Annotated in this window: 24 protein-coding genes; 13 read left to right on the top strand and 11 right to left on the bottom strand. The window is 67.8% G+C overall.

Annotated features, from left to right (window positions below; genetic code table 11):
- Positions 1-2 precede the first annotated feature (2 nt).
- Together hpt and BLQ70_RS09790 are read right to left on the bottom strand one after the other, a co-directional pair.
- Positions 3-560 carry a hypoxanthine phosphoribosyltransferase gene (gene hpt / locus BLQ70_RS09795; protein ID WP_061970588.1) on the bottom strand — a complete coding sequence of 186 codons (558 nt, stop codon included), beginning with the start codon at positions 558-560 and terminating at the stop codon, positions 3-5.
- 134 nt (positions 561-694) lie between these two features.
- Positions 695-1495 carry a zinc-ribbon domain-containing protein gene (locus tag BLQ70_RS09790; protein ID WP_061970586.1) on the bottom strand — a complete coding sequence of 267 codons (801 nt, stop codon included), beginning with the start codon at positions 1493-1495 and terminating at the stop codon, positions 695-697.
- Between the two features lie 233 nt (positions 1496-1728).
- On the opposite strand from BLQ70_RS09790, the gene ftsE reads away from it, so the two are divergent.
- From ftsE to BLQ70_RS09765, 5 genes are all read left to right on the top strand, one after another.
- The gene (gene ftsE / locus BLQ70_RS09785) at positions 1729-2352 is read left to right on the top strand and encodes a cell division ATP-binding protein FtsE (RefSeq protein ID WP_082617647.1); all 624 of its coding nucleotides are present in this window, start codon (positions 1729-1731) and stop codon (positions 2350-2352) included.
- Positions 2339-3301, top strand: a complete 963-nt coding sequence (locus tag BLQ70_RS09780; protein WP_091857121.1) for a cell division protein FtsX — start codon at positions 2339-2341, stop codon at positions 3299-3301. Before ftsE ends, BLQ70_RS09780 begins: the two co-directional genes overlap by 14 nt.
- A gap of 175 nt (positions 3302-3476) precedes the next feature.
- Complete coding sequence (locus BLQ70_RS09775; protein WP_091857120.1) at positions 3477-4214, top strand: YdcF family protein; 738 nt, start codon at positions 3477-3479, stop codon at positions 4212-4214.
- 56 nt (positions 4215-4270) lie between these two features.
- Positions 4271-5032, top strand: coding sequence for a lysophospholipid acyltransferase family protein (locus BLQ70_RS09770; protein ID WP_091856817.1), 762 nt, complete (start codon positions 4271-4273; stop codon positions 5030-5032).
- A gap of 106 nt (positions 5033-5138) precedes the next feature.
- Positions 5139-5537, top strand: a complete 399-nt coding sequence (locus tag BLQ70_RS09765) for a hypothetical protein (protein ID WP_091856816.1) — start codon at positions 5139-5141, stop codon at positions 5535-5537.
- Between the two features lie 152 nt (positions 5538-5689).
- Here BLQ70_RS09765 and BLQ70_RS09760 read toward each other — a convergent pair whose 3' ends face one another.
- Positions 5690-6259: a gamma-glutamylcyclotransferase gene (locus BLQ70_RS09760; RefSeq protein ID WP_061970581.1), complete on the bottom strand. Its 570-nt coding sequence runs from the start codon at positions 6257-6259 to the stop codon at positions 5690-5692.
- 224 nt (positions 6260-6483) lie between these two features.
- On the opposite strand from BLQ70_RS09760, the gene BLQ70_RS09755 reads away from it, so the two are divergent.
- Positions 6484-7524 carry a DUF2125 domain-containing protein gene (locus BLQ70_RS09755; protein WP_091856815.1) on the top strand — a complete coding sequence of 347 codons (1041 nt, stop codon included), beginning with the start codon at positions 6484-6486 and terminating at the stop codon, positions 7522-7524.
- A gap of 52 nt (positions 7525-7576) precedes the next feature.
- Here the strand turns inward: BLQ70_RS09755 and rpoH are convergent, their stop codons facing one another.
- The 4 genes from rpoH to BLQ70_RS09735 form a co-directional block, all read right to left on the bottom strand.
- Positions 7577-8473 carry an RNA polymerase sigma factor RpoH gene (gene rpoH / locus BLQ70_RS09750; RefSeq protein WP_061970578.1) on the bottom strand — a complete coding sequence of 299 codons (897 nt, stop codon included), beginning with the start codon at positions 8471-8473 and terminating at the stop codon, positions 7577-7579.
- Positions 8474-8691: 218 nt separating this feature from the next.
- Positions 8692-9720, bottom strand: coding sequence for an RluA family pseudouridine synthase (locus BLQ70_RS09745; RefSeq protein ID WP_091856814.1), 1029 nt, complete (start codon positions 9718-9720; stop codon positions 8692-8694).
- A 201-nt stretch (positions 9721-9921) separates the two neighbouring features.
- Positions 9922-11637 (bottom strand): heme biosynthesis protein HemY, encoded by a 1716-nt coding sequence (locus tag BLQ70_RS09740; RefSeq protein ID WP_091856813.1) that lies wholly within the window; start codon positions 11635-11637, stop codon positions 9922-9924.
- 18 nt (positions 11638-11655) lie between these two features.
- Positions 11656-13509 (bottom strand): uroporphyrinogen-III synthase, encoded by a 1854-nt coding sequence (locus tag BLQ70_RS09735; protein WP_091856812.1) that lies wholly within the window; start codon positions 13507-13509, stop codon positions 11656-11658.
- Positions 13510-13780: 271 nt separating this feature from the next.
- Between BLQ70_RS09735 and tsaD the strand changes: the two genes are divergently transcribed.
- The 6 genes from tsaD (at position 13781) to BLQ70_RS09705 (ending at position 19714) form a co-directional block, all read left to right on the top strand.
- Positions 13781-14836, top strand: coding sequence for a tRNA (adenosine(37)-N6)-threonylcarbamoyltransferase complex transferase subunit TsaD (gene tsaD / locus BLQ70_RS09730; RefSeq protein WP_091856811.1), 1056 nt, complete (start codon positions 13781-13783; stop codon positions 14834-14836).
- Positions 14833-15828, top strand: coding sequence for an NAD(P)H-dependent glycerol-3-phosphate dehydrogenase (locus BLQ70_RS09725; protein ID WP_091856810.1), 996 nt, complete (start codon positions 14833-14835; stop codon positions 15826-15828). Before tsaD ends, BLQ70_RS09725 begins: the two co-directional genes overlap by 4 nt.
- Positions 15825-16166 carry a hypothetical protein gene (locus BLQ70_RS09720; protein WP_091856809.1) on the top strand — a complete coding sequence of 114 codons (342 nt, stop codon included), beginning with the start codon at positions 15825-15827 and terminating at the stop codon, positions 16164-16166. Before BLQ70_RS09725 ends, BLQ70_RS09720 begins: the two co-directional genes overlap by 4 nt.
- On the top strand, positions 16166-16573 hold the full coding sequence (locus tag BLQ70_RS09715) for an EVE domain-containing protein (protein ID WP_061970566.1): 408 nt from the start codon (positions 16166-16168) through the stop codon (positions 16571-16573). The genes BLQ70_RS09720 and BLQ70_RS09715 overlap by 1 nt, the downstream gene beginning before the upstream one ends.
- A gap of 248 nt (positions 16574-16821) precedes the next feature.
- Positions 16822-18774, top strand: coding sequence for an acetate--CoA ligase (acs, locus tag BLQ70_RS09710; RefSeq protein ID WP_061970564.1), 1953 nt, complete (start codon positions 16822-16824; stop codon positions 18772-18774).
- 220 nt (positions 18775-18994) lie between these two features.
- Positions 18995-19714, top strand: coding sequence for an AprI/Inh family metalloprotease inhibitor (locus BLQ70_RS09705; RefSeq protein ID WP_244511972.1), 720 nt, complete (start codon positions 18995-18997; stop codon positions 19712-19714).
- A 144-nt stretch (positions 19715-19858) separates the two neighbouring features.
- On the opposite strand, the gene BLQ70_RS09700 is transcribed toward BLQ70_RS09705, so the two are convergent.
- On the bottom strand, positions 19859-20473 hold the full coding sequence (locus BLQ70_RS09700) for a GNAT family N-acetyltransferase (RefSeq protein ID WP_091856808.1): 615 nt from the start codon (positions 20471-20473) through the stop codon (positions 19859-19861).
- A 327-nt stretch (positions 20474-20800) separates the two neighbouring features.
- On the opposite strand from BLQ70_RS09700, the gene BLQ70_RS26130 reads away from it, so the two are divergent.
- Positions 20801-21472 (top strand): cold-shock protein, encoded by a 672-nt coding sequence (locus BLQ70_RS26130; RefSeq protein WP_061970559.1) that lies wholly within the window; start codon positions 20801-20803, stop codon positions 21470-21472.
- 113 nt (positions 21473-21585) lie between these two features.
- On the opposite strand, the gene bfr is transcribed toward BLQ70_RS26130, so the two are convergent.
- From bfr to irrA, 3 genes are all read right to left on the bottom strand, one after another.
- Positions 21586-22080, bottom strand: a complete 495-nt coding sequence (gene bfr / locus BLQ70_RS09690) for a bacterioferritin (protein WP_061970557.1) — start codon at positions 22078-22080, stop codon at positions 21586-21588.
- 118 nt (positions 22081-22198) lie between these two features.
- Positions 22199-22486, bottom strand: a complete 288-nt coding sequence (locus tag BLQ70_RS09685; RefSeq protein WP_139163511.1) for a (2Fe-2S)-binding protein — start codon at positions 22484-22486, stop codon at positions 22199-22201.
- Positions 22483-23016: an iron response transcriptional regulator IrrA gene (gene irrA / locus BLQ70_RS09680; RefSeq protein ID WP_091856807.1), complete on the bottom strand. Its 534-nt coding sequence runs from the start codon at positions 23014-23016 to the stop codon at positions 22483-22485. Before irrA ends, BLQ70_RS09685 begins: the two co-directional genes overlap by 4 nt.
- Positions 23017-23103: the final 87 nt, after the last annotated feature.

Here is a 23103-nt window from a genome sequence, read left to right as displayed (position 1 = left end):
CCTCAGATCCCCGGAAACCCGGCCTGGTCCTCGGTCTCGACCACGCCGACGAAGGGCAGCTGCCGATAGGAATGGGCGACGTCCATGCCATAGCCGACCACGAAATAATCCGGGCATTCGAAGCCGACATAATCCGCCTGGATGTTGACCGCCCGCTTGTGCGGCTTCTCCAGCAGCACCGCGGTCGACACCTTCGCGGCGCCGCGCGCCGCCAGCAGGTCCTTGGCGAAGGCCAGCGTCCGGCCGGATTCGAGGATGTCGTCGACCAAGAGCACGTCGCGGTCGCGCACTTCGCTCTGGACGTCGCGCAGGATCTCGACCTGGCCGGAGGAAACGGTTCCCGAGAGATAGCTCGACAGGTGAATGAACTCGACCTGGGGCGAGAGCCCGACGCGATGCATCGCCCGGATCAGGTCGGCGGCGAACATGAAGCTGCCCTTCAGGACGGCGACGACGAGCAGATCCTTCGGCGCGCTGGCTGCGATGGCCTCGGCCATTTCCTCGTTGCGCCGCGCGATCGCCGCTTCGTCGTAGAGAACCCTGATACGCCGTTCCGGCATGATGACTCCGTTTCGATATCCGGCCGCAACCGGCCTCGCATGACGCCGATGCGCCGAAGGCCTGATGAGGCGATGATGTGTGGACACCTCCGGCTGCTGGGCCGGCCTGGTCGACAGGCCCTGTCCTAGCAGCCTCAGGGCTTGCTGGCGAGATTGGCCATAGTTGCAGCCGAGGTGAAGCGCACCCTGACCGACTGTCCCTGCTCAGGCGGCGAGGCCAGCCGCGCCCGGAAGCGGATGAGTTCGGCCGGCTCCAGATTCGCGCGCGGCGGTTCGGTCGTCCAGGTGTAGAGCGTCGCGCCGCCGGCATCCTTGACCGCAACCTCGATCAGCGGCACCGCCGTCTTGCTCCTGGTGATATTGGTGACATCGCCCTCGACCACGAGAAAGCGGTTCTGCCCGTCCTCGACGAGGCCGCTTTCGATGGAGCTGAGGCTGAGGCCCCGGACGTTGACGGGCATCCCGATCGTCTCGAACAGGCCCGCAAGCTGCGGCGCGACGCGGACCGCGGCCTGGCGCTGCCAGACCACGGTACCGAGCAGGGCCAGCCCCGCGAGCGCCGCGGCAGCCGGCAGCCCGGCTCCCCCGCGACGCAGGAAAGGGCCCGATATCCTGCGCGGCTTGCCGGAGGACCTGGCCCGGCGCATCGGCGCTGCGACCGGCAACTCCTCTACGGAAGAGGGATGCTCCGAGCCATGCTCCCCGCCAGCCTCGGCGGCGAGGGCTGTGATTTCGGCATCGATCGCGGCGGCACGCTCCAGCTCCTCGGCGAGCAGAGCCTGGGTCTCGGCCTCGCTGGGAGGCTCCGGGAAGGCACCGGGCTCGACATGCCACGAGGTCCTGCAGCCGGCGCAGCGCACCTTGCGCCCTTCCGGCCCCAGTTTGGCCGCGTCGAGTTCATACTGGCTCGCGCAGGATGGGCAGACGATCAGCATGGGTGCGAGCCTACTCCTTCAAGGGCGCCGCATGACGGCAGCCGTTGCGCGCAATTCAGTTGGCGGGATTCATGGTTAACGCCCCGTGAAGAATCTCTGGGGCAATCTGTCCGCATCACGACCTTTCCGCGCGCGACGGCTTGCGGTGTAGGATCGGATGCGGATTCGCAAAAGACAGGTTCAGCGAGGAAGACCGTTTGGTTCGGTTCGAGAATGTCGGCCTGCGTTACGGCATGGGCCCGGAGGTGCTGAAGGACATCAACTTCAGCATCGAGCCGCGCTCGTTCCAGTATCTGACCGGCCCCTCCGGCGCCGGCAAGACGACACTGATGCGCCTCATCCTGATGGCGCTGAAGCCGACGCGCGGGCTGGTCAACCTGTTCGGCCAGGACGTCTCGCGGCTCGATCCGGACACGCTCACCGCCTTCCGCCGCCGCATGGGCGTGGTCTTCCAGGATTTCCGCCTGCTCGACCACCTGACCGTCTACGAGAACGTCGCGCTGCCGCTGCGCGTCCTCGGCAAGGAGGAAGCGAGCTATCGCGCCGAGGTCGTCGAGTTGCTGCGCTGGGTCGGCCTAGGCGAGCGCATGCATGCCGTCCCGCCTGTTCTCTCAGGCGGCGAGAAGCAGCGCGCCGCCATCGCGCGCGCCCTGATCAGCCGGCCCGAACTCCTGCTCGCCGACGAGCCGACGGGCAATGTCGATCCCGGTCTCGGCCGGCGCCTGCTGCGGCTGTTCATGGAGCTCCAGTCGCTGGGCACCGCCGTCATCATCGCGACCCACGATCTCAACCTGATGGAAATCTACGACGCGCCGCGCCTCGTGCTGGCCGATGGACACCTCCATGTCGACGCCTGAAGCCAGCGACCGGGAGCCCGGACGGCGACCGCGCGGCCTGCCTGCCAATCTCCGGCGGGACCAGCCGCTCGTCCCGATCGACAATGTCGCCGGCCGCGCGCTGATGGCCGTGATCGCCATCCTCACCTTCCTGGCCGCGCTGAGCGCCGGCGCCGCCGTCCTCGCCGCGCGCGCTTCCGACCAGTGGCGCGGCGCCATCTCCAACGAGATGACCATCCAGGTCCGCCCCGATTCGCACCGCAAGATCGACGACGACGTGGCGCGCGCCGTCATGCTGGCGAGCGGGCTGAAGGAGGTCGAAAGCGTCCGCGCCGTGCCGAAGGCCGAATCGGACAAGCTGCTCGAACCCTGGCTCGGCACCGGGCTCGATCTCGTCGAGTTGCCGGTCCCGCGTCTCATCGTGCTGAAGCTGAAGGCCGATGCCGCCTCCGATCTCGGCGGCTTCGGCGCGGAGCTGCGCCGCGAGGTACCGACCGCGACGCTGGACGACCACCGGCTCTGGGTCAGGCGCCTCTCTGCCATGGCCGGAACCATCATCGCCACGGGCTTCGCGATCGTCCTGCTCGTCCTGACGGCGGCGGCGCTGGCCGTCGCCTTCGCCACGCGCGGCGCCATGGCCGGCAGCCGCGACAGCGTCGAGGTCCTGCATTTCGTCGGGGCCAATGATGATTTCATCGCGCGGGAATTCCAGAGCCGCTTCATCCGGCTTGGCCTCAGGGGCGGACTCTTCGGCGGCCTCGCCGCCATCGTCACGATCGGCGTGCTCGGCTTCATCGCCTCGCGCTGGAGTGCCACGCCGGAAGCGGAGCAGCTGCAGGCCCTGTTCGGCGCCTTCGAGATCGGCTGGACCGGTTACGGAGCGGTCATCCTCGTCGCCCTGGTCGTCGCGGTGATCGCCGGGCTGGTCTCGCGCTTCACCGTGCGCCGCCACCTGAGGATGCTGGCATGAGCATCCCGCTGGCTTCATCGTGGCAACCAGGTCTTAACGCATGCGGCAAGACCGGACAGGGGCCTGCCGCTGTTATGCCCGATTGGCGCGCTAGGACGGCGACGTCATGGCCATGATCGGCAGCACAAACGACCATCTCGCGATGGCGCCTTCCGATTCCGCGCCCCGGAGGGACATGCCCGCGCGATCGACCTCGCTCCGCCGCGTTCTCGGGTTGACGGCGGCTGCCATCGCCTGCGTCGGCGCCCTGCTCTTGGGCATCGGCTATATCCGCTTCGCCGCGATGATCGATGCGCGTGAGCCGGCAAGCACACCACGCACCGATGCGATCGTCGTGGTCACCGGCGGCGCTCAGCGCATCGGCGATGCCATCGGCCTGCTCGGCGCCGAGCGCGGGGAGCGCCTGTTGATCAGCGGCGTCAACGAGAAAACCGGCCGTGAGGAGCTCGCCAAACTGAACCCCGCCTCGCGCGACCTGCTCTCCTGCTGCGTCGACCTCGACTATCGCGCCCGCAATACCATCGGCAACGCCATCGAGGCCCGGCGCTGGGTCCGCCGCCACGGCTTCCGCTCGCTGCTCGTGGTGACCTCGAATTATCACATGCCGCGCACCCTCGTCGAATTCGCCCATGCGATGCCGGGCGTCCAGCTCGTTGCCCACCCGGTCGTGACCGAGCATGTCGACACCTCCGGCTGGTGGAACCGCTGGTCGGTCGTCAGGATGCTCGCGCCGGAATATGCGAAATACCTCGTCGCGCGCCTGCGCAGCCTTGTCGAAAGCGATCCGGAGACCTCGCGTCTCTCGGTGATCATCGGCGGCCGCAAGCCGGTTTCGCCGAAGCCCGCCGATACGCTCGGCCCTGCCGCCGAGAAGCGCTCCCGCCTTCTGGAGCAACATCGCCACGAAGGTTGAGGCCGAACCGATAGCCAGAGCTTGACCGGAAGCGCGTCTCGGGCTCATTGCGCAGCATGCTCGTCCTGCGCTCCCTCGCCTTCAACATCCTGTTCTATGCCAATCTCACCCTCTGGCTGATCCTTGGTGTCCTGCCTGCCCTGCTTCTGCCGAAGCGCGCGATTCTGGCGGTTGCGATCGGCTGGGCCCACTCGGCTCTGTGGCTGATGCGCGTCGTCGCCGGCACGCGCTGCGAGATCACCGGCATCGAGAACGTTCCGCAGGGCGGCCTGATGGTCGGCGCCAAGCACCAGTCCTTCCTGGAGACCTTCGCGCTGGTCACGGTCTTCCGCAATCCGGTCTTCATCCTCAAGCGCGAACTGACCTGGATCCCGGTCTTCGGCTGGGCCCTGACGAAGATGCGGATGATCCCGGTCAACCGCGGAGCGCGGGCCCGCGCCCTGTCCGACGTCACGCGCCGCGCCAGGATCGAACTCGGCCAGAACGGCCGTCAGCTGCTGATCTTTCCGGAAGGCACCCGCCGGGCGCCCGGTGCCCCGCCGGACTACAAATTCGGCGTCGCCCATCTCTATGGCGAGCTCGGCGTGCCCTGCGTGCCGGTCGCTCTGAACACCGGTCTCTACTGGCCCCGCCGCAAGTTCCTGCGCCGCCCCGGCACCGTCCGCATCGAGATCCTGCCGCCGATCGAACCGGGGCTCGACAAGGCGACCTTCCAGCGCACCCTGCAGGAACGCGTCGAGACGGCGAGCGACCGGCTCCTCGCCCAAGGCCGCGCCGAGCTTGCGGCGCGCGGGATGGACCCGCTCGCCAACTCCTGACACTCCCTGACAGCATCCCGCAGGCCGAAACGCGGTTTCGCTTCCGGCAGCGCTTGACTCATCCCCATGTCGTTCCCATTTTGTTCCTATCACAGGAGGAACGGACATGGCCGCTCTCGCCTATCGCGACACACCCGATCTGTTCGACGAGGCGCCTGCCGCCCGCGAAATGCCCCTGCGCAGCACCGCTGCGCTGAGCGAACGACGCTTCACCGCCTGGCGCGGCCGCTCTGGCCGCCGCTATGTCGCCTCGGTCTTCGCCGTCGACGACACGCATGCGCTGGGCTTCACCGATGCGGTCCTGCTCGCGGTCTCCAGCGATCGACGTGTCATCGCCGCCCGCGACTCCGGCCCCTTCGGCATCGAAGCCGCGCTCGGCCGCTGGCAGCGTTCGATCATGGCCGCCGGCGCCTGCGAGATTCATGTCCACCTGCTCGCCGAGGACGGGATGAGCCGCCGTGCCGCCCTGCTCGACCTGATGCCGGAAGCGAACCCGGAAGGCTGAAGCCTCCCGGACCAAGCCGCCGGAATCGTCATTGCGAGCGCAGCGAAGCAATCCAGGGGGACTGGGTTCTAACGCGTCAGCCCCATCCCCCTAGATTGCTTCGTCGCTTCGCTCCTCGCAATGACGGCGCAAACCTTTTCGACGAACGTTCCTCAACCCGCCAGCGGCGGATGCGGTGCGCCGAGCCCAGGCGCCAATTGCTGGGCCAATCCGGCCAGGACCGGATCGAAAATGCCCATCTTGCGCAGATGCTCATGCGTCTGCAGCACGTAGTCGGGGTTCTCGCCGGACTGGCCCCTGCCCTCGCGAACGAGCTTGAGCAACTGCGCCGGCGGCAGCTTGCCGGCATATTGCAGGTGCTTGCGGTCGGCGACATAGACGATCCCGCGCACCTGCCGGCCATCCTCCAGTTTGAGCTGGACGTGGCGCTCGAGATAGACCGCCGTCGCCTGCTCGCGCGCCCGGAGATAGTCCACGGTCTCCTGCGCCTGCCCAGCCGCGACGCGGAAGGCGAGACCGCGGCAGACCCCGCCGCGATCGAGCCCCAGCACCAGCCCCGGCCGCTCCGGCGTGCCGCGATGCACATGCGAGAACACGCAAAGCGAGCGGTGATAACCGTGGAGGCGGGCCTGCACGCTCTCCTCGAAAGCGAAGCCCGGCCGCCAGATCAGCGAGCCGTAACCGAAGACCCAGAGATCGGTCGCGCCGAATTCGGTCGTCATCCTCGTCCCATAATTTGGCCGCGTCGGCCTGCTTGCTGAGCTTGCCGTTTCGGTCGGGTCGCTTGCTCTGGCGCCTTCCCGTCCGGCGAGCTAAACCATCGGGCCGAAGAGCGTCATCCGCTTTTCGAGCAAATCCGGTGCCACGCCAACGTGATAGACCGCCCGGCAAAGCCGTCCGGGCGATCTAGCGATCCGCCCGCCTCCGCGCAAGGAATGCCTGCCGCATGACCGATCCCCTCCCGACGCGCCGCCGCAGCCGCTTCTGGCTCTACGGGCCTTTCATGCTGCTCGTCGTCCTCGCCGCCGCCTGGTCCGCCTTCTGGTTCTATGCGCGTGGCCGCATCGCGACCGAGATCGACGTCGCGCTGGCGCGCGAGGCCGAGCGCGGCCGCACCTGGACCTGTGCCGACCGCAGCATCGGCGGCTTCCCCTTCCGCATCGAATTGCGCTGCAACGCGCTGACCCTGACCTCGACCCGCTGGGGCGATGCGGTGCGCGTCGAGACGGGGCCGACCGTCGCAGTCGGCCAGATCTATTCGCCCGGCCTCGTGATCCTCGAAGTGTCGAGCCCGGCGAAGGCGCTCCTGCCGGAAGGCCGCGCGCTCGACCTGACCTGGAAGAGCCTCGATGCCAGCTTTGCCTGGCGCAGCCCGGAGCGCTTCGCGCTCGTCGCCAGCGAGCCGCGCGGCGTGCTGACGACACCCGGCCTCACTGCCGAGAACTGGGGCGCCGCCACGCTCGAAGCGCATCTGCGCCGCAACCCGACCCGGCCCGCAACCGATCAGGCCGTCGACATCGCCATCAACGCCAAGGGCACGATCCTGCCGCCGATCGATGCCCTGCTCGGCAACACGGAAGCCGGCGAGATCGACCTGCAGGCGACGCTCACCCAGGCCGAGAGCTTCCGCAAGGGCTTCAACCCCGATGCGCTCGAGAGCTGGCGCGCCGCCAACGGGATGTTCGATTTGACCCGCCTGGTCTCGACCAAGGGCAAGGCCCGCGTCGACGGCAGCGGGCAGTTGCTGCTCGATCCGTTGCACCGCGTCGCCGGCGACCTCCAGTTGGCGGCGGCCGGGATCGAGCAGATCGGCGGCTTTCGTATCGGCAACCTGCTCGGCGGCCTCGGTGGCTTCCTTGGCGGGCGCGGCGGCAACACTGCCACGGCGCCGGGCCTGACCACCCTGCCTCCGGTCTCGCTGCGCGAAGGCCGGGTCTTCATCGGCCCCTTCCGCCTGCCCCTCCAGCCGCTGCCGCCGCTGTACTGACAAAAAAGGGGCGCCTCGCGGCGCCCCTTCAAACTCTCGCTAGCGAAACCGGTCAGGCCGCCGGCAGCGCCGCGCGCGGCGCCTCGATGCGGGTGATCGCCTTCTTCACGGCCTCCTGCACCTTCTCGAAGGCACGGACCTCGATCTGGCGCACGCGCTCGCGCGACACGCCGAACTCCTCGGAGAGCTGCTCCAGCGTGATCGGGTCCTCGGCCAGGCGGCGCGCCTCGAAGATGCGGCGCTCGCGCGGATTGAGCACCTCCAGCGCCTCGCGCAAAGCCGAGTGGCGGTTATCCGCCTCCTCGGAATCGGCGAGGCGGCGCTCCTGGCTTTCCGAATCGTCGACCAGCCAGTCCTGCCACTCGCCCTCGCCATCCTCGCGCAGCGGCGTGTTGAGCGACGCGTCACCGCCGAGGCGGCGGTTCATGTCGACCACGTCCTGCTCGTTGACGCCGAGCTTGGTCGCGATCTGCTTGACCTGGTCGGGGCGCAGGTCGCCCTCGCCCAGCGCCGAGATCTTGCTCTTGGCCTTGCGCAGATTGAAGAACAGCTTCTTCTGATTGGCGGTGGTGCCCATCTTCACCAGCGACCACGAGCGCAGGATATATTCCTGGATCGAGGCCTTGATCCACCACATCGCATAGGTGGCGAGGCGAAAACCCTTTTCGGGCTCGAAGCGCTTCACCGCCTGCATCAGGCCGACATTGCCTTCCGAGACGACTTCGCCGATCGGCAGGCCGTAGCCGCGATAGCCCATGGCGATCTTGGCGACGAGGCGCAGGTGAGACGTGACGAGCTGGTGCGCCGCATCGCGGTCGCCATGCTCGCGCCAGCGCTTGGCCAGCATGTATTCCTGGCTCGGTTCCAGCATCGGGAACTTGCGGATTTCATCGAGATAACGTGACAGTCCGCCTTCGGCGGACAGGACGGGCAGCGAAGCACTCGCCATGCTCGTTCTCCTCATCGAGGCCCCCGCTTGGCGGCAGGCCCTCCGCGCGATCAACCTTCGCGCAGGCTTCGGATCCGGCAAAACGATCCAACGCGGGAACCTGTCATCGGTTCGGTCGGAACGCTCGCTTGCGGCGCCCCCTTGGCCATCCGCATCCGAACAACCCCAGTATATGCGAACTCACTCTGGCGGAAAGGTGGCAAAACCGCCGGATTCGCTCACAGCCTCGCGAGTGCCGCTTGCAGATTCGCAAAATCCTCGGGCGGCTCGGACTCGAACAGCATCTCTTCGCCGCTCGCCGGATGCTCGAATCCGAGGATCGCCGCATGCAGCGCCTGCCGGCCGAGCCCGGCCAGCGCGGCTTGCGCATCCTCCGGCAAGCGGACCGCCTTGGTGGCGAAGCCCGAGCCGTAGAGCTGGTCGCCCAGCAGCGGATGGCCGATATGGCTCATATGCACGCGAATCTGGTGGGTGCGCCCCGTCTCGAGCCGGCATTCGATCAGGCTGGCCAAGGCTTCCATCTCGTTGAGCCCCTTCAGCAGGGGCGGATAGCGTTCGAGCAGTTCGATATGGGTGATCGCCTCGCGCCCGCGCCCCTCCTTCACCACGGTCATCTTCTCGCGGTTGCGGGTCGAGCGCTCGATCGGCGCGTCGATCGTGCCCTCGCGCAGGCGCGGCACGCCCCAGGCGATGGCGAGATAGGCGCGCTGGAGCGGGCCGGTGCGGCCATGGTCGGCGAACTGCTTGGCGAGTTTCTGATGCGCCCGGTCGTTCTTGGCGACGACGAGCAGGCCGCTGGTGTCCTTGTCGAGCCGATGCACGATGCCCGGCCGCCTGACCCCGCCGATGCCCGAGAGGCTCTCGCCGCAATGCGCGATCAGCGCATTGACCAGCGTGCCATCCTCATGCCCGCCGGCAGGATGGACGACGAGCCCCGCCGGCTTGTCGATGACGATCAGGTGCTCGTCCTCGTAGACGACGTCGAGCGGGATATCCTGCCCGATCGGATCGGCCGGCTTCGCCGCCGGCATCACGAGCGCGATGGTGTCGCCCTCGACCACCTTGCGGCTGCCATCGCTGAAGACGGCGCCGTTGAGGCTGACCCCGCCCTCCTTGATGACCTGCTGCAGGCGGGCGCGCGAAATCTCGCCGGCGAGCAAGGTGAGGGCCTTGTCCAGACGCTGGCCGGCCTGTTCGGGGCCGACCGTCAGAGTGACGGCGGCATTCGGGTCGAGAATGGATGTCATCGCGCCGCTATAAGGTGCATGGCCACCGGCCGCACGCCTTTTTCGCAACCTGTGATCCAACCAATGCCGTCATCCCGGACGGAGCGAAGCGAAGATCCGGGATCCATTCCGGAGCCTTTCAGATCAGTGTTCCGGAATGGATCCCGGGTCTCCCTCCGGTCGCCCGGGATGACCCGTGGAGGGGTCAAGCGGCGATGGCGTTCAACCGAACAGCCTGAAGCCGCTCTTCTTCGGTTCCGGCGGCGGTTCTTCCTCCGGCCCCGGATCGTCCGGCGCATGCGAAACCGGGAAGATGACCGGCGTGGGCGATGCCGCCTCACGCTCAGCCGCTGGCTTGACCTCGGCCGGTTTGGCCTCGACGGGCTTGGCCTCAACCGGCTTGGCAGCGCTTGCCACAGGCTCGGCCGGCTTCGGTTCCACGACCGGCTTCGGCTCCTCTTTCGGAACCGGTGGCACAGCAGCGGCGACCGGCTCCGGCTTGGGCTCTTCCTTCGGCACGGGCGGAGCAGGCGGAGGAGGCGGTGAAACGGCCGCAGGCTCGATCGTCGTGACGCTCTCGGCCTTCACCTCGATCAGCTTGGTCGAATCGTCGAGATCGGCCAGCACGTCGTCGACGGCTTGCGCCTGGCTGCCGAGCGTCGCCGGCGGGACCGTCCAGACAAAGGCGTCGAGCCGGCCGGTGATCGGCGAAACCGGCATCCAGTGGTCGGAGACCAGCCCGTCCGCCACCCAGGCGGCATCGCGCGGCGCCCGCGTCGCCCGCGCCAGCCATTCGCGCACCCGGCCGGCCGCGCCATGCTCGGCATCCTCAAGCTCGGCCATCAGCAGGCAGGCGCGCACCGAGGCACCGCCTGCCAGCAAGGGCTTCAGCGTCTCGCGCGCCTTCTGAAACTCGCGCGCCTGGATCGCGGCGCCGGTCAGTGCCAGCACGCTTTCAGGATCGGAGGGACGCAGCTTCGTCAGTGTCGTCGCCCGGGCAAGGCGGTCGAGCGCACTGTCTCCCGGCCGCGCATCGAGATAGGCGGCAGCGATGTCGGGATGCGGCGCATCCTTCCAGGCAGCCTCCAGCAGCTTCGAGGCCTTGCGGACATCGCCGCGCTCGGCGAGCATCCGCCCGGCCAGGGCAGCGGCCGGCGTCAGCGCCGGTGACAGCTTGACCGCTTCGAGCGCCGCGGCGAGCGCCTTCTCGGGCTCGTGCTCACGCGCCTGCAAGGCCTCGGCCGCCAGCAGCACAGCGCGCTGGCGGCGTGCCTCTGCCTTGTCGGCGAGCCTCAGCGCAGCGCGGCGCTCGACGGCGGTGCGGGCCGCCTGCCAGTCGCCGGCCTGCGTGTGAAAATCCAGCAGCGCGTCGTTGGCCCAGGCCAGGGAGGGCGAGCGGCGCACCGCATCATCGGCGAAGGCGCGCGCGGCGGTGACGTCACCGCGCCGCTTCGCCTCGACGAAGAGTCCGCGCAGGCCCAGGACCCGCGTCTCGGATTTCTCCAGCATCGCCTTGAAGGCGGCTTCGGCCTGCGCCCGGTCGCCGCTCAACTGGGCGGTCTGCGCCTCCAGCAGCAGAGTCAGCGGCTCGCCCGGAACGAAACGGCGCGCCTCGCCGGTATAGCGCCCGGCGGCGATCGGATCGCCCGCGCCGATCGCGACCATGCCGCGCGACACGGCCTCAAAGCCGCGTGCCCGGCGCCGCGACCGCGAAGAAAGACTGAAGGCCGAAGGCAAACCGAAGACGAAACGAAAAATCGCCCAGACCAGCAGGACGAGAAAGGCGAGCGCGACGACGCCGATCGCGGCCAGCGCGACGCTGGTCTCGATCCGGTAGCCCTGCCAGAGGACGGAAACCTCTCCCGGCCGGTCGGCGAGCCAGACGGCGCCGAAGGCAAGACAGGCGAAGACGGCGAGGTAGACGAGAACGCGAACCATGGACTCCTCAACCCTCCGTCAACCAGCCGCGCCGAGCGCCGCGACCGCATCCTGCGCGATTTTGGCAATCGCCGCATCCGCCGCGGCACGCTTCTGCAGATCGGCACCGAATTCCGCACTGGCACGGCGCGCCGGCTCCGGCAACTGGCCCCACAGCGCCGAAGCCTTGACGATGTCGCCGGTAGCGATGGCGCTTTCCAGCCGGAGCGGCAGCGTCGCGGGATCGGTCGAGCCGCTGTCGCCGACCGGGCGGACCGTGACGACGCGGCTCGCCAGGGCGAGCAGCTTGTCGGTCCAGCTATCGGAGGCCGGCATCACCTCGCGCTGGAACATCGCGCCATGCTTGCGGAAGCCCGCCTGCAGCGCATCGCGCGTCGGCGCACCGCCTGAAGAAACAGCTGCCAGGGCGGCGACATCCGCCTGCGCCACACCGCTTTTTGTCAACGCCGCGATATCGCCGGCGAAGGGGCGCCCGCCGGCGAGCGCGCGCTGTACCCGTTCGGCCAGCACGATCCGCGCCGCGGCCATTGCTTCCGGGCTTGCGCCCGAGGCCGCCTTGGCCTGCGTCTCGACGCTGCCGAGCCGCCCCGCGATCTGGTCGAGGCGCTGGCCGACGGCCGCAGCCGCCGCTTCGGCCCTTTGGGCCTGAGCGGTGAAAGCGCTGGTATCCGGGGCCTGCACATTGCCGAGCGAAGCGAGCTTCGCCGTCACTGCCTGGAGTTCGGAACCGGCCTTGGCCGCCGCTTCCGTCGCAGAGGCCGCCTTGCGGTCGGCTGCTACCGCACTCGCTTGCGTGGCCTCCAGCCGGTTGCGCAGCTCGGCGATGGCCTCGACATTCCCCGATGGCGCAGGCTTGGTCAGCGCATAGCTGACGAGTGCCCCGCCGATCACGCCACCGACGAGCCCGGCCGCGATCACAGCGAGCCAGGGCGTGCGCGCCGGCGCCTCGCGTTCGGCAGGCGCACGCGTCGGCTCGACCGGCGGCGGCGCGAATTCCTGCGGCAGCGCTTCGGTCGGCGCCACCGCTTCCGGCGACGGCTTCGCGGGCTCCGCCGCCTCGGTCGGTTCGTCCGACGACGAGACCACCTTGAGATCGACGGTCGGCGGCGTGCGCTGCAGGCTGCCGCGCGGCTCCGGCCGGGCGGCATCGATCAGATGCTCGCGCGCCGAGACCTGCTCCAGCGCCGCCAGCATCCCGGCTTCCTCCGGATGCTCCGCGACCAGCACCGTACTGGCACCGGCCGAAATCAGGGGCGAGGCGACATCGGCCGACAGCGTGACATGGGTGAGTTCGAGCGCCTCGTCGGCAACGCCGGCCGCCTGGGCCAGCGCAATGAAGGTCCGCGCGCCGCGCGCCGAATAATGCAGCGCCGCGCCTCCGCCGCCATGCCGCAGCGCGGCTTGCATATCCTCAGGCAGGACGGAGACGGGCTCGGCCGCATAGGCGGTCCAGAGCGTCACCTCGTAGCCGGCCTCGCGCAAACGGTCCGGCACGTCCTCCTTGCGGTCGCGCCCGACGATCATCAGGAGCTTCGCCGGCACCGGCAGCGTCCGCCGAATCAGCTCGATCAGGTCGTTGCGGTCGCCATCGGCGCTACGGGTATCGTCCAGCCCGGCCTCGCGCACCTTCGCGGCCGTACGGCTTCCAACGGTGAAGACCGGCAGGTCCCGCCAGGCGATCGATCCATCCGCCAGCGCCGGCACGCCATTGCCGCTGGTCAGCACGATCGCATCGAACGCCCCCTCGGGCGCGGCATCGGTCAGGCGGACGACCTCGAAGAGCGGCGTGACGACCGGCTCGAAGCCGTGTTCGGCGATGGCGCGGGCGGTCCGTTCGGCATCGGGGCGGGGACGAAAGACGAAGACGCGCATTCACAGCTCCTGACAAAACCGGCGGCGCCCGCAGGACGATCCGCGAACCGTGCAGCAATTTGCGATCATGCCGCATTGAGGCGGAACAATGATCCTGCCCATGCCGTCTCCTTTTCCTCGTCTCGTCGCCCTGACCGCAGAACCGCCTCTTGTGACGGGCCTCTTGGCCTTGCGCCCCCTCGCGCACTATACGAAGGAATTGCCGGCACGGAACCGCCGGACGGCACTTCTGGATCCTGATCCCTCATTCCGCGAGACAAGTCGACCGATCATGCGTGTACTGGGGATAGAGACGACCTGCGACGAAACGGCAGCCGCGATCGTCTCCGTCGAGCGTTCCGGCGAGAGCAAGATCCTGTCGAACGAGGTGCTGAGCCAGATCGCCGCACATGCAGCCTATGGCGGCGTGGTGCCGGAAATCGCGGCGCGCGCCCATGTCGAGGCGATCGACCGCGTCATCGCACGCGCCTTCGCCAATGCCGAATTGAAGCCGGATGAGATCGACGCCGTCGCGGCGGCGGCCGGCCCCGGCCTCGTCGGCGGCGTCATGGTTGGCTTGACCGCCGGCAAGGCGATCGCGCTCGCGACCGGCAAACCCTTCATCGCGATCAACCATCTCGAAGCGCATGCGCTGACGGCCCGCCTCACCGACGATCTCGCCTTCCCCTATCTGCTGCTGCTGGTTTCCGGCGGGCATACCCAGTTGCTGGCCGTGCGCGGCGTCGGTGATTATCTCAAGCTCGGCGGCACGATCGACGACGCCGTCGGCGAGGCCTTCGACAAGATCGCCAAGATGCTCGCCCTGCCCTATCCCGGCGGTCCCTCGGTCGAGCGCGAGGCCGCCAAGGGCGATCCCGAGCGCTTCGATTTCCCGCGCCCGATGCAGGGCCGGCCGAGCCCGGATTTCTCGCTCTCCGGCCTGAAGACCGCCGTGCGGCTCGTCGCCGAGCGGATCGCGCCGCTCTCCGACAATGACGTCGCCGATCTCTGCGCCTCCTTCCAGGCGGCCGTCGTCGACGTGATGGTCGACCGCACCCGCGCCGGCCTGCGCGCCTGCCGCGAAGCCGGCATCACGCCTTCGACGCTGGTCGTCGCCGGCGGCGTCGCCGCCAACCAGGCGATCCGCAGCGGGCTCAATCGTCTTGCGACCGAAGCCGGCCTGCCGATGGTCGCCCCACCCTTGGCGCTCTGCGGCGACAATGGTGCGATGATCGCCTGGGCGGGGTTGGAACGGCTGCGGCTCGGCCTCGTCGACGACATGGCCGCGGTCGCCCGTCCGCGCTGGCCGCTGGACGAACTCTCGGCCACTCCGTCGACCGCCGCATGAGCTCTCGCGCTCGCTATCGCAGCATCGGCGTGGTCGGCGCCGGCGCCTACGGCACCGCGCTGGCGCTCGCCGCCGCCCGTGCCGGTCACGATGTCCGGCTCTGGGCTCGCGATGGCGTGACCATCGAGGCCATCGAGCGAACACGGCAGGCGCCGCGCCTGCCCGGCATCGCCCTGCCCGAGAGCATCCACGCGACCGACCTGCTCGCAGCCCTTGCCGATTGCGACGCCCTGATCGTCGCGGTGCCGACGCAGGCCTTGCGGTCGGCCTGCGAGCATCTGGCGGAAGCCCTGCCGCCGCGCGTACCGGTGATCTCCGCAGCCAAGGGCATCGAGCAGGCGAGTGGCCGGTTCGCGACCGAAATCATCGAGCAGGCCTGGCCGGGCGCCACCGCAGCGATCCTCTCCGGCCCGAGCTTCGCCGCCGATATCGGGCGCGGGCTGCCGACGGCCGTGACGCTCGCGGCCGGCGATTCCGATCTGGCGCAGGCGCTGGCCGAAGCGCTAAGTTCGCCCGCCTTCCGCATCTACCATTCCGCCGACATTCGCGGCGTCGAGATCGGCGGCGCGGCCAAGAACGTGCTCGCGATCGCGGCCGGCATCACGATCGGACTGGGCTATGGCGAGAGCGCCCGCGCCGCTCTGGTGGCGCGCGGTTTCGCCGAACTGCGCCGCTTCGGCGAGGCCTATGGCGCCGATCCGGAAACGCTGATGGGCCTGTCCGGTCTCGGTGACGTCGTGCTGAGCTGTGCCTCGCCGCAATCGCGCAATTTTTCTTATGGATTGGCCCTGGGCCAGGGCAAGAGCCCGGTGGAAGCGGCCGGCGGTAAATTGGCCGAGGGCGCCTTCACCGCCCCGGCGCTGGTCGAGATGGCGCGGGCGAAACAGGTCGAGACCCCGATCGCCTCGGCCGTGGCCGCGATCATCGCCGGCGATGTCGGCGTGCGCGAGGCCGTCGCTGCCTTGCTGGCGCGGCCGATCCGGGCGGAATGACGGAGGAGAGCATGGCGGGAGACTGGTCCGACCTGACGAAGCGCGTCGCGCGCGGCATCGCCGAGGTCAAGAAGACGACAGGTTCCGAGCTCGTCGCCGAGAGCGAGCCCGTGCCGCTGGCCGGCCGGATCGCGGGCCCGGTGATCCAGCACCGTCGACGCAAGGCCGAAGGCACGCACCGCTTCGTGCTGATCCTGCCCTTCGGCGAAGGCGAGGTCCGCGTCGAGCTCGACCCCAAGGATTACGCCGCGCTGACCCGCGAGATGGTGCGGTTCTGGAACGAACAGGGCGAGGCGGCCTCGCAGCCGCCGGTGCCGCTCAAGGAGGACGAGGCCTGATGGCTCACTGGCTGATCAAATCCGAACCATCCGTCTGGTCCTGGGACGACCAGGTCAAGGCCGGCGCCAAGGGCACGCATTGGGACGGCGTGAAGAACCACACCGCCAAGCTCAACCTGATGGCGATGAAGCAGGGCGACCAAGTCTTCTTCTACCATTCCAACGAGGGGCTCGAGGTCGTCGGCATCGTCGAGGTCATCAAGGAAGCCTATAACTGGATTCCCGGCGAGCCCTGGGTCCTGGTCGACTTCAAGGCGGTGAAGCCGCTGCCGAAGCCGGTGACGCTCGTGGCGGTCAAGGCCGAGCCGAAGCTCGCCAAGATGGCGCTGGTCACCTCCTTCCGCCTCTCGGTCCAGCCGGTAACGGACGCGGAATGGGACATCGTCTGCAAGATGGGCGGGCTCTGAATAATAATCAGCGGCAAAAAGCGGGCCCAAAAGTCGATTCGACCATCGGATAAGACGGTTGGAAGGCTTTTCGGCCCGCTTTCATGCATTCGCGGCCTGCCCCTGCCACGAAAGTGCGATGCACAATGGCTTGCCGCGGCGCGTTCGCATCCTATGATGCGTCGAAATCGAAGAAGCGACGTCCGCCGCGCCTGACCATGAGGCGGACCAGCGCAACACAGACCGCCCAAGTCTGGGGAGACGCCCGAATGTCCGAGATCATCTACGACGTCCCGACCTCCTGGTCGAAGAAGGCCTGGGCGACCGACGCCAAGTACAAGAAGATGTACGCGGCCTCGATCAAGGACCCCGACAAGTTCTGGGGCGAGCAGGGCCAGCGCATCGACTGGTTCAAGCCCTACACCAAGGTCAGGAACGCCAGCTACAAGCCGGGCAAGGTCTCGATCAAATGGTATGAGGACGGCACCACCAACGTCGCCCATAATTGCATCGACCGGCATCTCGCGACCCGCGCCAAGCAGACGGCGATCATCTGGGAAGGCGACGATCCGAGCGAGTCGAAGAAGATCACCTACGGCCAGCTCTATACCGAAGTCTGCAAGTTCGCGAACGTCCTCAAGGCCAACGGCGTCAAGAAGGGCGACCGCGTCACCATCTACCTGCCGATGATCCCCGAGGCGGCCTATGCGATGCTCGCCTGCGCCCGCATCGGTGCCGTCCATTCGGTGGTGTTCGGCGGCTTCTCGCCGGATTCGCTGGCGAGCCGCATCGAAGATTCCGATTCGAAGATCGTGATCACCGCCGATGAAGGCCTGCGCGGGGGCCGGGCCGTCCCGCTCAAGAAGAACGTCGACACTGCCGACGACAAGGTGAAGGGCGGCATCGAGACCGTCATCGTCGTCAAGCGCACCGGCGGCAACATCACGATGAAGGAAGGCCGCGACCGCTGGTACCATGACGAGGCCGCCAAGGTCTCCGGTCACTGCCCGGCGGTCGAGATGAAGGCGGAGGACCCGCTCTTCCTGCTCTATACCTCGGGCTCGACCGGCAAGCCGAAGGGCGTGCTGCACACCACCGCCGGCTATCTCGTCTACACCGCGATCACCCACCAATACGTCTTCGACTACCATGACGGCGACATCTACTGGTGCACCGCCGACGTGGGCTGGGTGACCGGCCACAGCTACATCCTCTACGGACCGCTCGCGAACGGCGCGACCACGCTGATGTTCGAGGGCATCCCGACCTATCCGACGATCTCGCGCTTCTGGGAGGTCATCGACAAGCACAAGGTCAACACCTTCTACACCGCGCCCACCGCGATCCGCTCGCTGATGGGCGCCGGCGAGGAGCCGGTGAAGAAGACCAAGCGCAAGTCGCTGCGCCTGCTCGGCTCGGTCGGCGAGCCGATCAATCCGGAAGCCTGGGAGTGGTATCACCGCGTCGTCGGCGAGCGCCGCTGCCCGATCGTCGACACCTGGTGGCAGACCGAGACCGGCGGCATCCTGATCTCGCCGCTGCCTGGCGCCACCCAGCTCAAGCCAGGCTCGGCGACGCGGCCGTTCTTCGGCATCAAGCCGGAGATCGTCGATCCCGAGGGCAAGGTCCTGGAAGGCGCCTGCGAGGGCAATCTCGTCATCGCCGAGAGCTGGCCCGGCCAGATGCGCACGGTCTATGGCGACCACAAGCGCTTCGAGGAAACCTATTTCGCGACCTACCCGAACAAGTACTTCACCGGCGACGGCTGCCGGCGCGATGCCGACGGCTATTACTGGATCACCGGCCGCGTCGACGACGTCATCAACGTCTCCGGCCACCGCATGGGCACGGCCGAGGTCGAATCGGCGCTGGTTGCGCATCCGTCGGTCTCGGAGGCCGCGGTCGTCGGCTATCCCCACGACATCAAGGGCCAGGGCATCTACGCCTATGTCACGCTGATGGCGGGCGAGGCGCCGACCGACACGTTGCGCAAGGACCTCGTCGCCTATGTCCGCAAGGAGATCGGCCCGATCGCCTCACCCGACCTGATCCAGTTCGCGCCCGGCCTGCCCAAGACCCGCTCCGGCAAGATCATGCGCCGCATCCTGCGCAAGATCGCCGAGGACGAGTACGGCGCGCTCGGCGATACCTCGACGCTGGCCGATCCCGCCGTCGTCGACGATCTCGTCGAGAACCGCCAGAACAAGCGCAAGGCGGGCTGATTCGCGCGAGCCGCTGTTCTCCCGGCAACACACTGAAAATGGCCTGCACCTCCCGGGGCGGGCCATTTTCGTAAAGTTCCGGCCCGGCGCGCAGGAACCCGGGTCGACATCAAGGGTTCGCAATGTGGCAGGCCTGCGCTAGACCATGCTCATGCCGCGTTCATCGCGTTTCCTGATAATGACGCAACGTTCGGCTGACCGAGATCGGAACCCGCGCCGCATGACGACGATCAAGATCGCATCGACCGCCACCCTGACCCGCGCGGCCGCCCTGCTCCCCTTGCTGGCGCTGACGGCCTGCGCCGGCTCGCAGCGCTTCACCGGGCCGGTGATGAATCCGCCCTCCTACAGCCAGCCCGTGCTGCCCTCGGCTCCGCCGGTGAGCTCTGCTCCGATCACGTCGGAGCCGCTGCCGCCGCCGGGTGGCTATCCCGCGACGCCCCAGCCAGGCGGCTACCCCGTTGCAGGCGGTCCGCAGGGTGGCGGAGCCTTGCCTGCGCCCCAGGACCCGTTCTTCGACCCCAATGCCGGCGGCGCGCCGCAAGGCCAGCCCCTGCCCCCGACCGGCCAGCCGACGCAGGATCCGGGCCTGCGCGGCAGCGACAATCAGGTCGCCGGCCTCGGCCAGAGCCCGACGGCGGCGCCGCGCCCATCCGCCAGCCGCAACAGCATGGTCGGCGGCTGGACGGCCCGCGAGGCGACGGGCGGCTCCTGCCGCGTGCAATTGTCGAGCACGCCGACGCTCGATCTCTACCGTGCCTCCTCGTCCGGCTGCGCCAACAAGGATCTTCAGAAGATCTCGGCCTGGGATTTCCGGGATGGCGAGGTCTATCTCTACCAGCAGGGCGGCGCGGTCGCCGCCCGGCTGCGCAGCTCCGGCTCCGGCGCGCTCGACGGCGCCGTCACCAAATCCGGCGCCTCGCTGTCGCTGAACCGGTAATCACCAAACCAATCACGTCATGGTCGGGCTTGTCCCGACCATCCGCGCCTTCATCGATGAAGGTCGCTGTTCAAGACGTGGATGCTCGCCACGAGGGCGAGCACGACGATCATTGGATCGTCGCCTCCGCCGCAGATCTGTCCCTCAGACACCGAAGGTCCGCGCGAGCAATGTGCTCGGCCAGAAGCTCTTCTGGATCGACAGCGCCATCGTCGCGAAGCCCTTCGCATTGTCGAGCGCCTCGTCGAGGATCGTGAAGGGCGTCGGTGCTCCAGTCGCGATCACGCCCTCGACATCGGCATAGCCGCCGACGAGATCGGCCTCGAACTTCGCCGCAAGCCGGCGCATCGCCAGATTTTCCGGCAGGCAGGTCAGGTAGAGCGTCCGGACTCCGCGATTGCGCGCCGCCGTGATCAGCCGCCCGAACAACTGCCCACCGACGCCGCGACGCCGCCACGGCGTCTCGACGCTGAAGGCAGCCTCACCGGTCAGCGCGATGATCTCGTCGAGACCGCGCAACTCGGCCGCGCCGCGCACCACACCCTCGACGACATAGGCATAGACCAGGCCGCCGACGCCGAAGGTCGTCCTGGCATAGTTCTCGAGGAACGCGTCATTCACCGCCGTGCCGAAGCGTTGCTGGCGCGTGACGGGGTCGAGCCTGAGCAGATGCTCTCTGAAAAGATCGCGCTCCGTCGGCCATAGCCGCCGGATCACGCCATCGCCGGCCTTCCTGCCGGATTGTCGCGAACGAACCAATTGTCATCTCCTGAGCAGCGCATGTGTCGCGCTTACCGACCAGGAGGCGTGTCTTCCCTAACTCGCATGTCACATCGTACCGGCAGCCCCCGATGGCAAGAGCGCTACCTGCGGCATTTTCGCCGGCTTGCCCGAAGAATCCGTCCAGAACTGGGCCGACACATGCAACAGAAGCATAACGAGAGCCAATTACCGACCTTGGGGACGGGGGTGGAAAACCGCTGTAACCGCGTCATACGACGTGCAATAATTTCGCAGTGACCCCGATGACGGCGCGCCCGGCATGAGCTAAGTTGCGTGCTCCCGGTCACTCATATTTGAAGATCCATGTTCGATCGTCGCAAGCCTCCCGCTGCCCAGCCCTTCGTCACGCACGAAAACATCGAAGCCAAGGTCAAGTGGTTCGACCCCGAGAAGGGGTTCGGTTTCGCATCGCCCTCCGATGGTTCGGGCGATGTCTTCCTACATGTCTCGGCCATCGGCCCGCTGGACCAGCAAGACCTGCTGCCCGGCGCCACCATCGTCGCCGATCTCGGTGAAGGTCGCCGCGGCCTTCAGGTCGTCGCGATCCATGAGATCGACGCCTCCACGGCGACGCAGACCGCGCCGGCTCCCCGCGCCTTCTCGCCCCGTCCTCCGCGCGATGATTTCGGCGGTGGCGGCTATGGCGACCGGGATCGCGGCGGCTACGGTGGCGACCGCGGCGGCTATAACGATCGCGGCGGCTTCGGCGGCGGCGATCGCGGCCCGCGTGGCGGCGGCTTCCAGGATCGCGACAGCGGCCCGGTCGAAGGCCCCTATGATGGCGCCGTGAAGTTCTTCAACTCGGATCGCGGCTTCGGCTTCATCGCGCCGGACAAGGGCGGCCCGGACGTGTTCCTGCACGTGTCCTCGCTCGGCCGCAGCGGCTTGCAGCCGCCGATGGACGGGCAGCGCGTGCGCTTCTCGATCCGCACCGGCCGCAAGGGTCCGGAAGCCGCCGACGTCAGCTTCATCTGACGAAAGCGCAGCTTCGCTGAAACATCAAAGGCCCGCCTATGGCGGGCCTTTTCTTTTTGGCGTCGTCCGTTCGCTGAAAGGCGCGCCACCTCGGTGGCGCGCCCCGGCACGACTCAATGGTCGTGGTCGTCGCCTTCCAGGCCGCCGATATGCTTCTGGGTGTAGAGCTCGATGCCGACGCGCGAGATCAGGTCGAGCTGGGTCTCCAGGAAGTCGATATGGCCTTCCTCGTCCTTCATCAGGGCCTTGAAGAGGTCCTCGGACGGGAAATCGCCGACCTCGCGGCAGTATTTCGCCGCTTCCTGATAGAGCGTGCGCGCCTCGAGCTCGGCCTTGAGGTCGCACTCGATCACTTCCGTGACGGTCTCGCCGATGCGCAGCTGGTCGAGCGTCTGCAGATTCGGGAAGCCTTCGAGGAAGAGGATGCGGTCGACGAAGCGATCGGCATGGACCATCTCTTCGATCGATTCCTTCTTCCAGGTCTTGGCCATCTCCTTCAGGCCCCAGTTATCCAGCATGCGGTAATGCAGCCAGTACTGGTTGATGGCGGTGAGCTCCGAGCGCAGCCCCTTGTTGAGATACTCGATGACCTTCTTGTCGCCCTTCATGGCGTGCACTCCGCGATCCACATTAGAATGATCCTAATGTAGACACGGCCCATGCAGAAGGGAAGAGGCAAAAAGCGATCTCGGCGCTTTTGATCAAAGCCCGTGCGCGACGGCGGCCTCAGGCCGCGACGCTCTCCTGGGCGAGTTCGAGCCCGTCGAACATATGTCCGACCGAGACATGGACCGCACATTCGATCTCGCGGCCGGCGCAGCTCCCGCATTGCGTCGCGCAAACGGCACGGGCCTCGGCCAGGATAGCCCGAACCTCGCGCGCGCAACGGCCGCAATCCGGGCTGCAGCCCAGGCAATCATAGACCTCGCCGGCCGTCCGGGGGCCGCTGCCGTCAGCAGCGACGGTCCCCTTGATCTGGCCGCAGGACAGAACGTTGCAGGAGCAGACGATCACGCGTGGTGGCCCACCACCCGCTTGGTCTCGATCTCCTCGCCATCGGCACTGCGCAGGCGGACGATGACCTCGACCGAGGAGATCACCATGCCTTCCGGCGCGTCCGGCAGGCCGGCGACCTGGATCATCGAGCCCGGGATATCGGTGACGGTCTCGTCGTCCTCGTTGTAGAAATGATGGTGCTCGGACACGTTGGTGTCGAAGAAGGTCTTCGGACCGGAGACCGAGACCTGGCGCAGCAGGCCGGCTTCCGAGAACTGGCGCAGCGTGTTGTAGACTGTCGCGAGCGAAAGCGGCTCGCGCGCCCGCAGCGCTTCCTCATAGAGCATCTCGGCGCTGACATGCCGGTCGCCCTTGGCGAAGAGCAGCCAGCCCAGCGCCATGCGCTGGCGCGTCGGCCTCAGGCCCGCCGTCCGCAGCCGCGCCTTCACGGCGCTGATCGGACAGCTCGTCGGGTTTTTCTGCGGCCACGGGATATGATCGGCCACCACAGGCCTGTGATCGTGATCCTTGCTCGCCAGAACGCTCATCGTAACGCCTTCCACTACGCCGGTCGCCGGCCATGCAGTTTAGAAATCATCTAAACTACTGATATTACTATCATATTTGGCAAAGCA

This window comes from Allobosea robiniae, from assembly GCF_900102525.1.
Classification (GTDB): domain Bacteria; phylum Pseudomonadota; class Alphaproteobacteria; order Rhizobiales; family Beijerinckiaceae; genus Allobosea; species Allobosea robiniae.
This window is presented reverse-complemented; position numbering and strand designations above follow the sequence as displayed.

Excerpts from the sequence above, each read along its gene's own strand:
- BLQ70_RS09770 (WP_091856817.1), top strand. The coding sequence starts at position 4,271 with ATGCTCGTCCTGCGCTCCCTCGCCTTCAACATCCTGTTCTATGCCAAT.
- hpt (WP_061970588.1), bottom strand. The coding sequence starts at position 560 with ATGCCGGAACGGCGTATCAGGGTTCTCTACGACGAAGCGGCGATCGCG.
- BLQ70_RS26130 (WP_061970559.1), top strand. The coding sequence starts at position 20,801 with ATGTTCGATCGTCGCAAGCCTCCCGCTGCCCAGCCCTTCGTCACGCAC.
- tsaD (WP_091856811.1), top strand. The coding sequence starts at position 13,781 with ATGCGTGTACTGGGGATAGAGACGACCTGCGACGAAACGGCAGCCGCG.
- BLQ70_RS09705 (WP_244511972.1), top strand. The coding sequence starts at position 18,995 with ATGACGACGATCAAGATCGCATCGACCGCCACCCTGACCCGCGCGGCC.
- BLQ70_RS09760 (WP_061970581.1), bottom strand. The coding sequence starts at position 6,259 with ATGACGACCGAATTCGGCGCGACCGATCTCTGGGTCTTCGGTTACGGC.
- BLQ70_RS09790 (WP_061970586.1), bottom strand. The coding sequence starts at position 1,495 with ATGCTGATCGTCTGCCCATCCTGCGCGAGCCAGTATGAACTCGACGCG.
- BLQ70_RS09775 (WP_091857120.1), top strand. The coding sequence starts at position 3,477 with ATGCCCGCGCGATCGACCTCGCTCCGCCGCGTTCTCGGGTTGACGGCG.
- bfr (WP_061970557.1), bottom strand. The coding sequence starts at position 22,080 with ATGAAGGGCGACAAGAAGGTCATCGAGTATCTCAACAAGGGGCTGCGC.
- irrA (WP_091856807.1), bottom strand. The coding sequence starts at position 23,016 with ATGAGCGTTCTGGCGAGCAAGGATCACGATCACAGGCCTGTGGTGGCC.
- BLQ70_RS09720 (WP_091856809.1), top strand. The coding sequence starts at position 15,825 with ATGACGGAGGAGAGCATGGCGGGAGACTGGTCCGACCTGACGAAGCGC.
- rpoH (WP_061970578.1), bottom strand. The coding sequence starts at position 8,473 with ATGGCGAGTGCTTCGCTGCCCGTCCTGTCCGCCGAAGGCGGACTGTCA.
- acs (WP_061970564.1), top strand. The coding sequence starts at position 16,822 with ATGTCCGAGATCATCTACGACGTCCCGACCTCCTGGTCGAAGAAGGCC.
- ftsE (WP_082617647.1), top strand. The coding sequence starts at position 1,729 with ATGGGCCCGGAGGTGCTGAAGGACATCAACTTCAGCATCGAGCCGCGC.
- BLQ70_RS09735 (WP_091856812.1), bottom strand. The coding sequence starts at position 13,509 with ATGCGCGTCTTCGTCTTTCGTCCCCGCCCCGATGCCGAACGGACCGCC.
- BLQ70_RS09755 (WP_091856815.1), top strand. The coding sequence starts at position 6,484 with ATGACCGATCCCCTCCCGACGCGCCGCCGCAGCCGCTTCTGGCTCTAC.
- BLQ70_RS09780 (WP_091857121.1), top strand. The coding sequence starts at position 2,339 with ATGTCGACGCCTGAAGCCAGCGACCGGGAGCCCGGACGGCGACCGCGC.
- BLQ70_RS09765 (WP_091856816.1), top strand. The coding sequence starts at position 5,139 with ATGGCCGCTCTCGCCTATCGCGACACACCCGATCTGTTCGACGAGGCG.
- BLQ70_RS09725 (WP_091856810.1), top strand. The coding sequence starts at position 14,833 with ATGAGCTCTCGCGCTCGCTATCGCAGCATCGGCGTGGTCGGCGCCGGC.
- BLQ70_RS09745 (WP_091856814.1), bottom strand. The coding sequence starts at position 9,720 with ATGACATCCATTCTCGACCCGAATGCCGCCGTCACTCTGACGGTCGGC.
- BLQ70_RS09715 (WP_061970566.1), top strand. The coding sequence starts at position 16,166 with ATGGCTCACTGGCTGATCAAATCCGAACCATCCGTCTGGTCCTGGGAC.
- BLQ70_RS09740 (WP_091856813.1), bottom strand. The coding sequence starts at position 11,637 with ATGGTTCGCGTTCTCGTCTACCTCGCCGTCTTCGCCTGTCTTGCCTTC.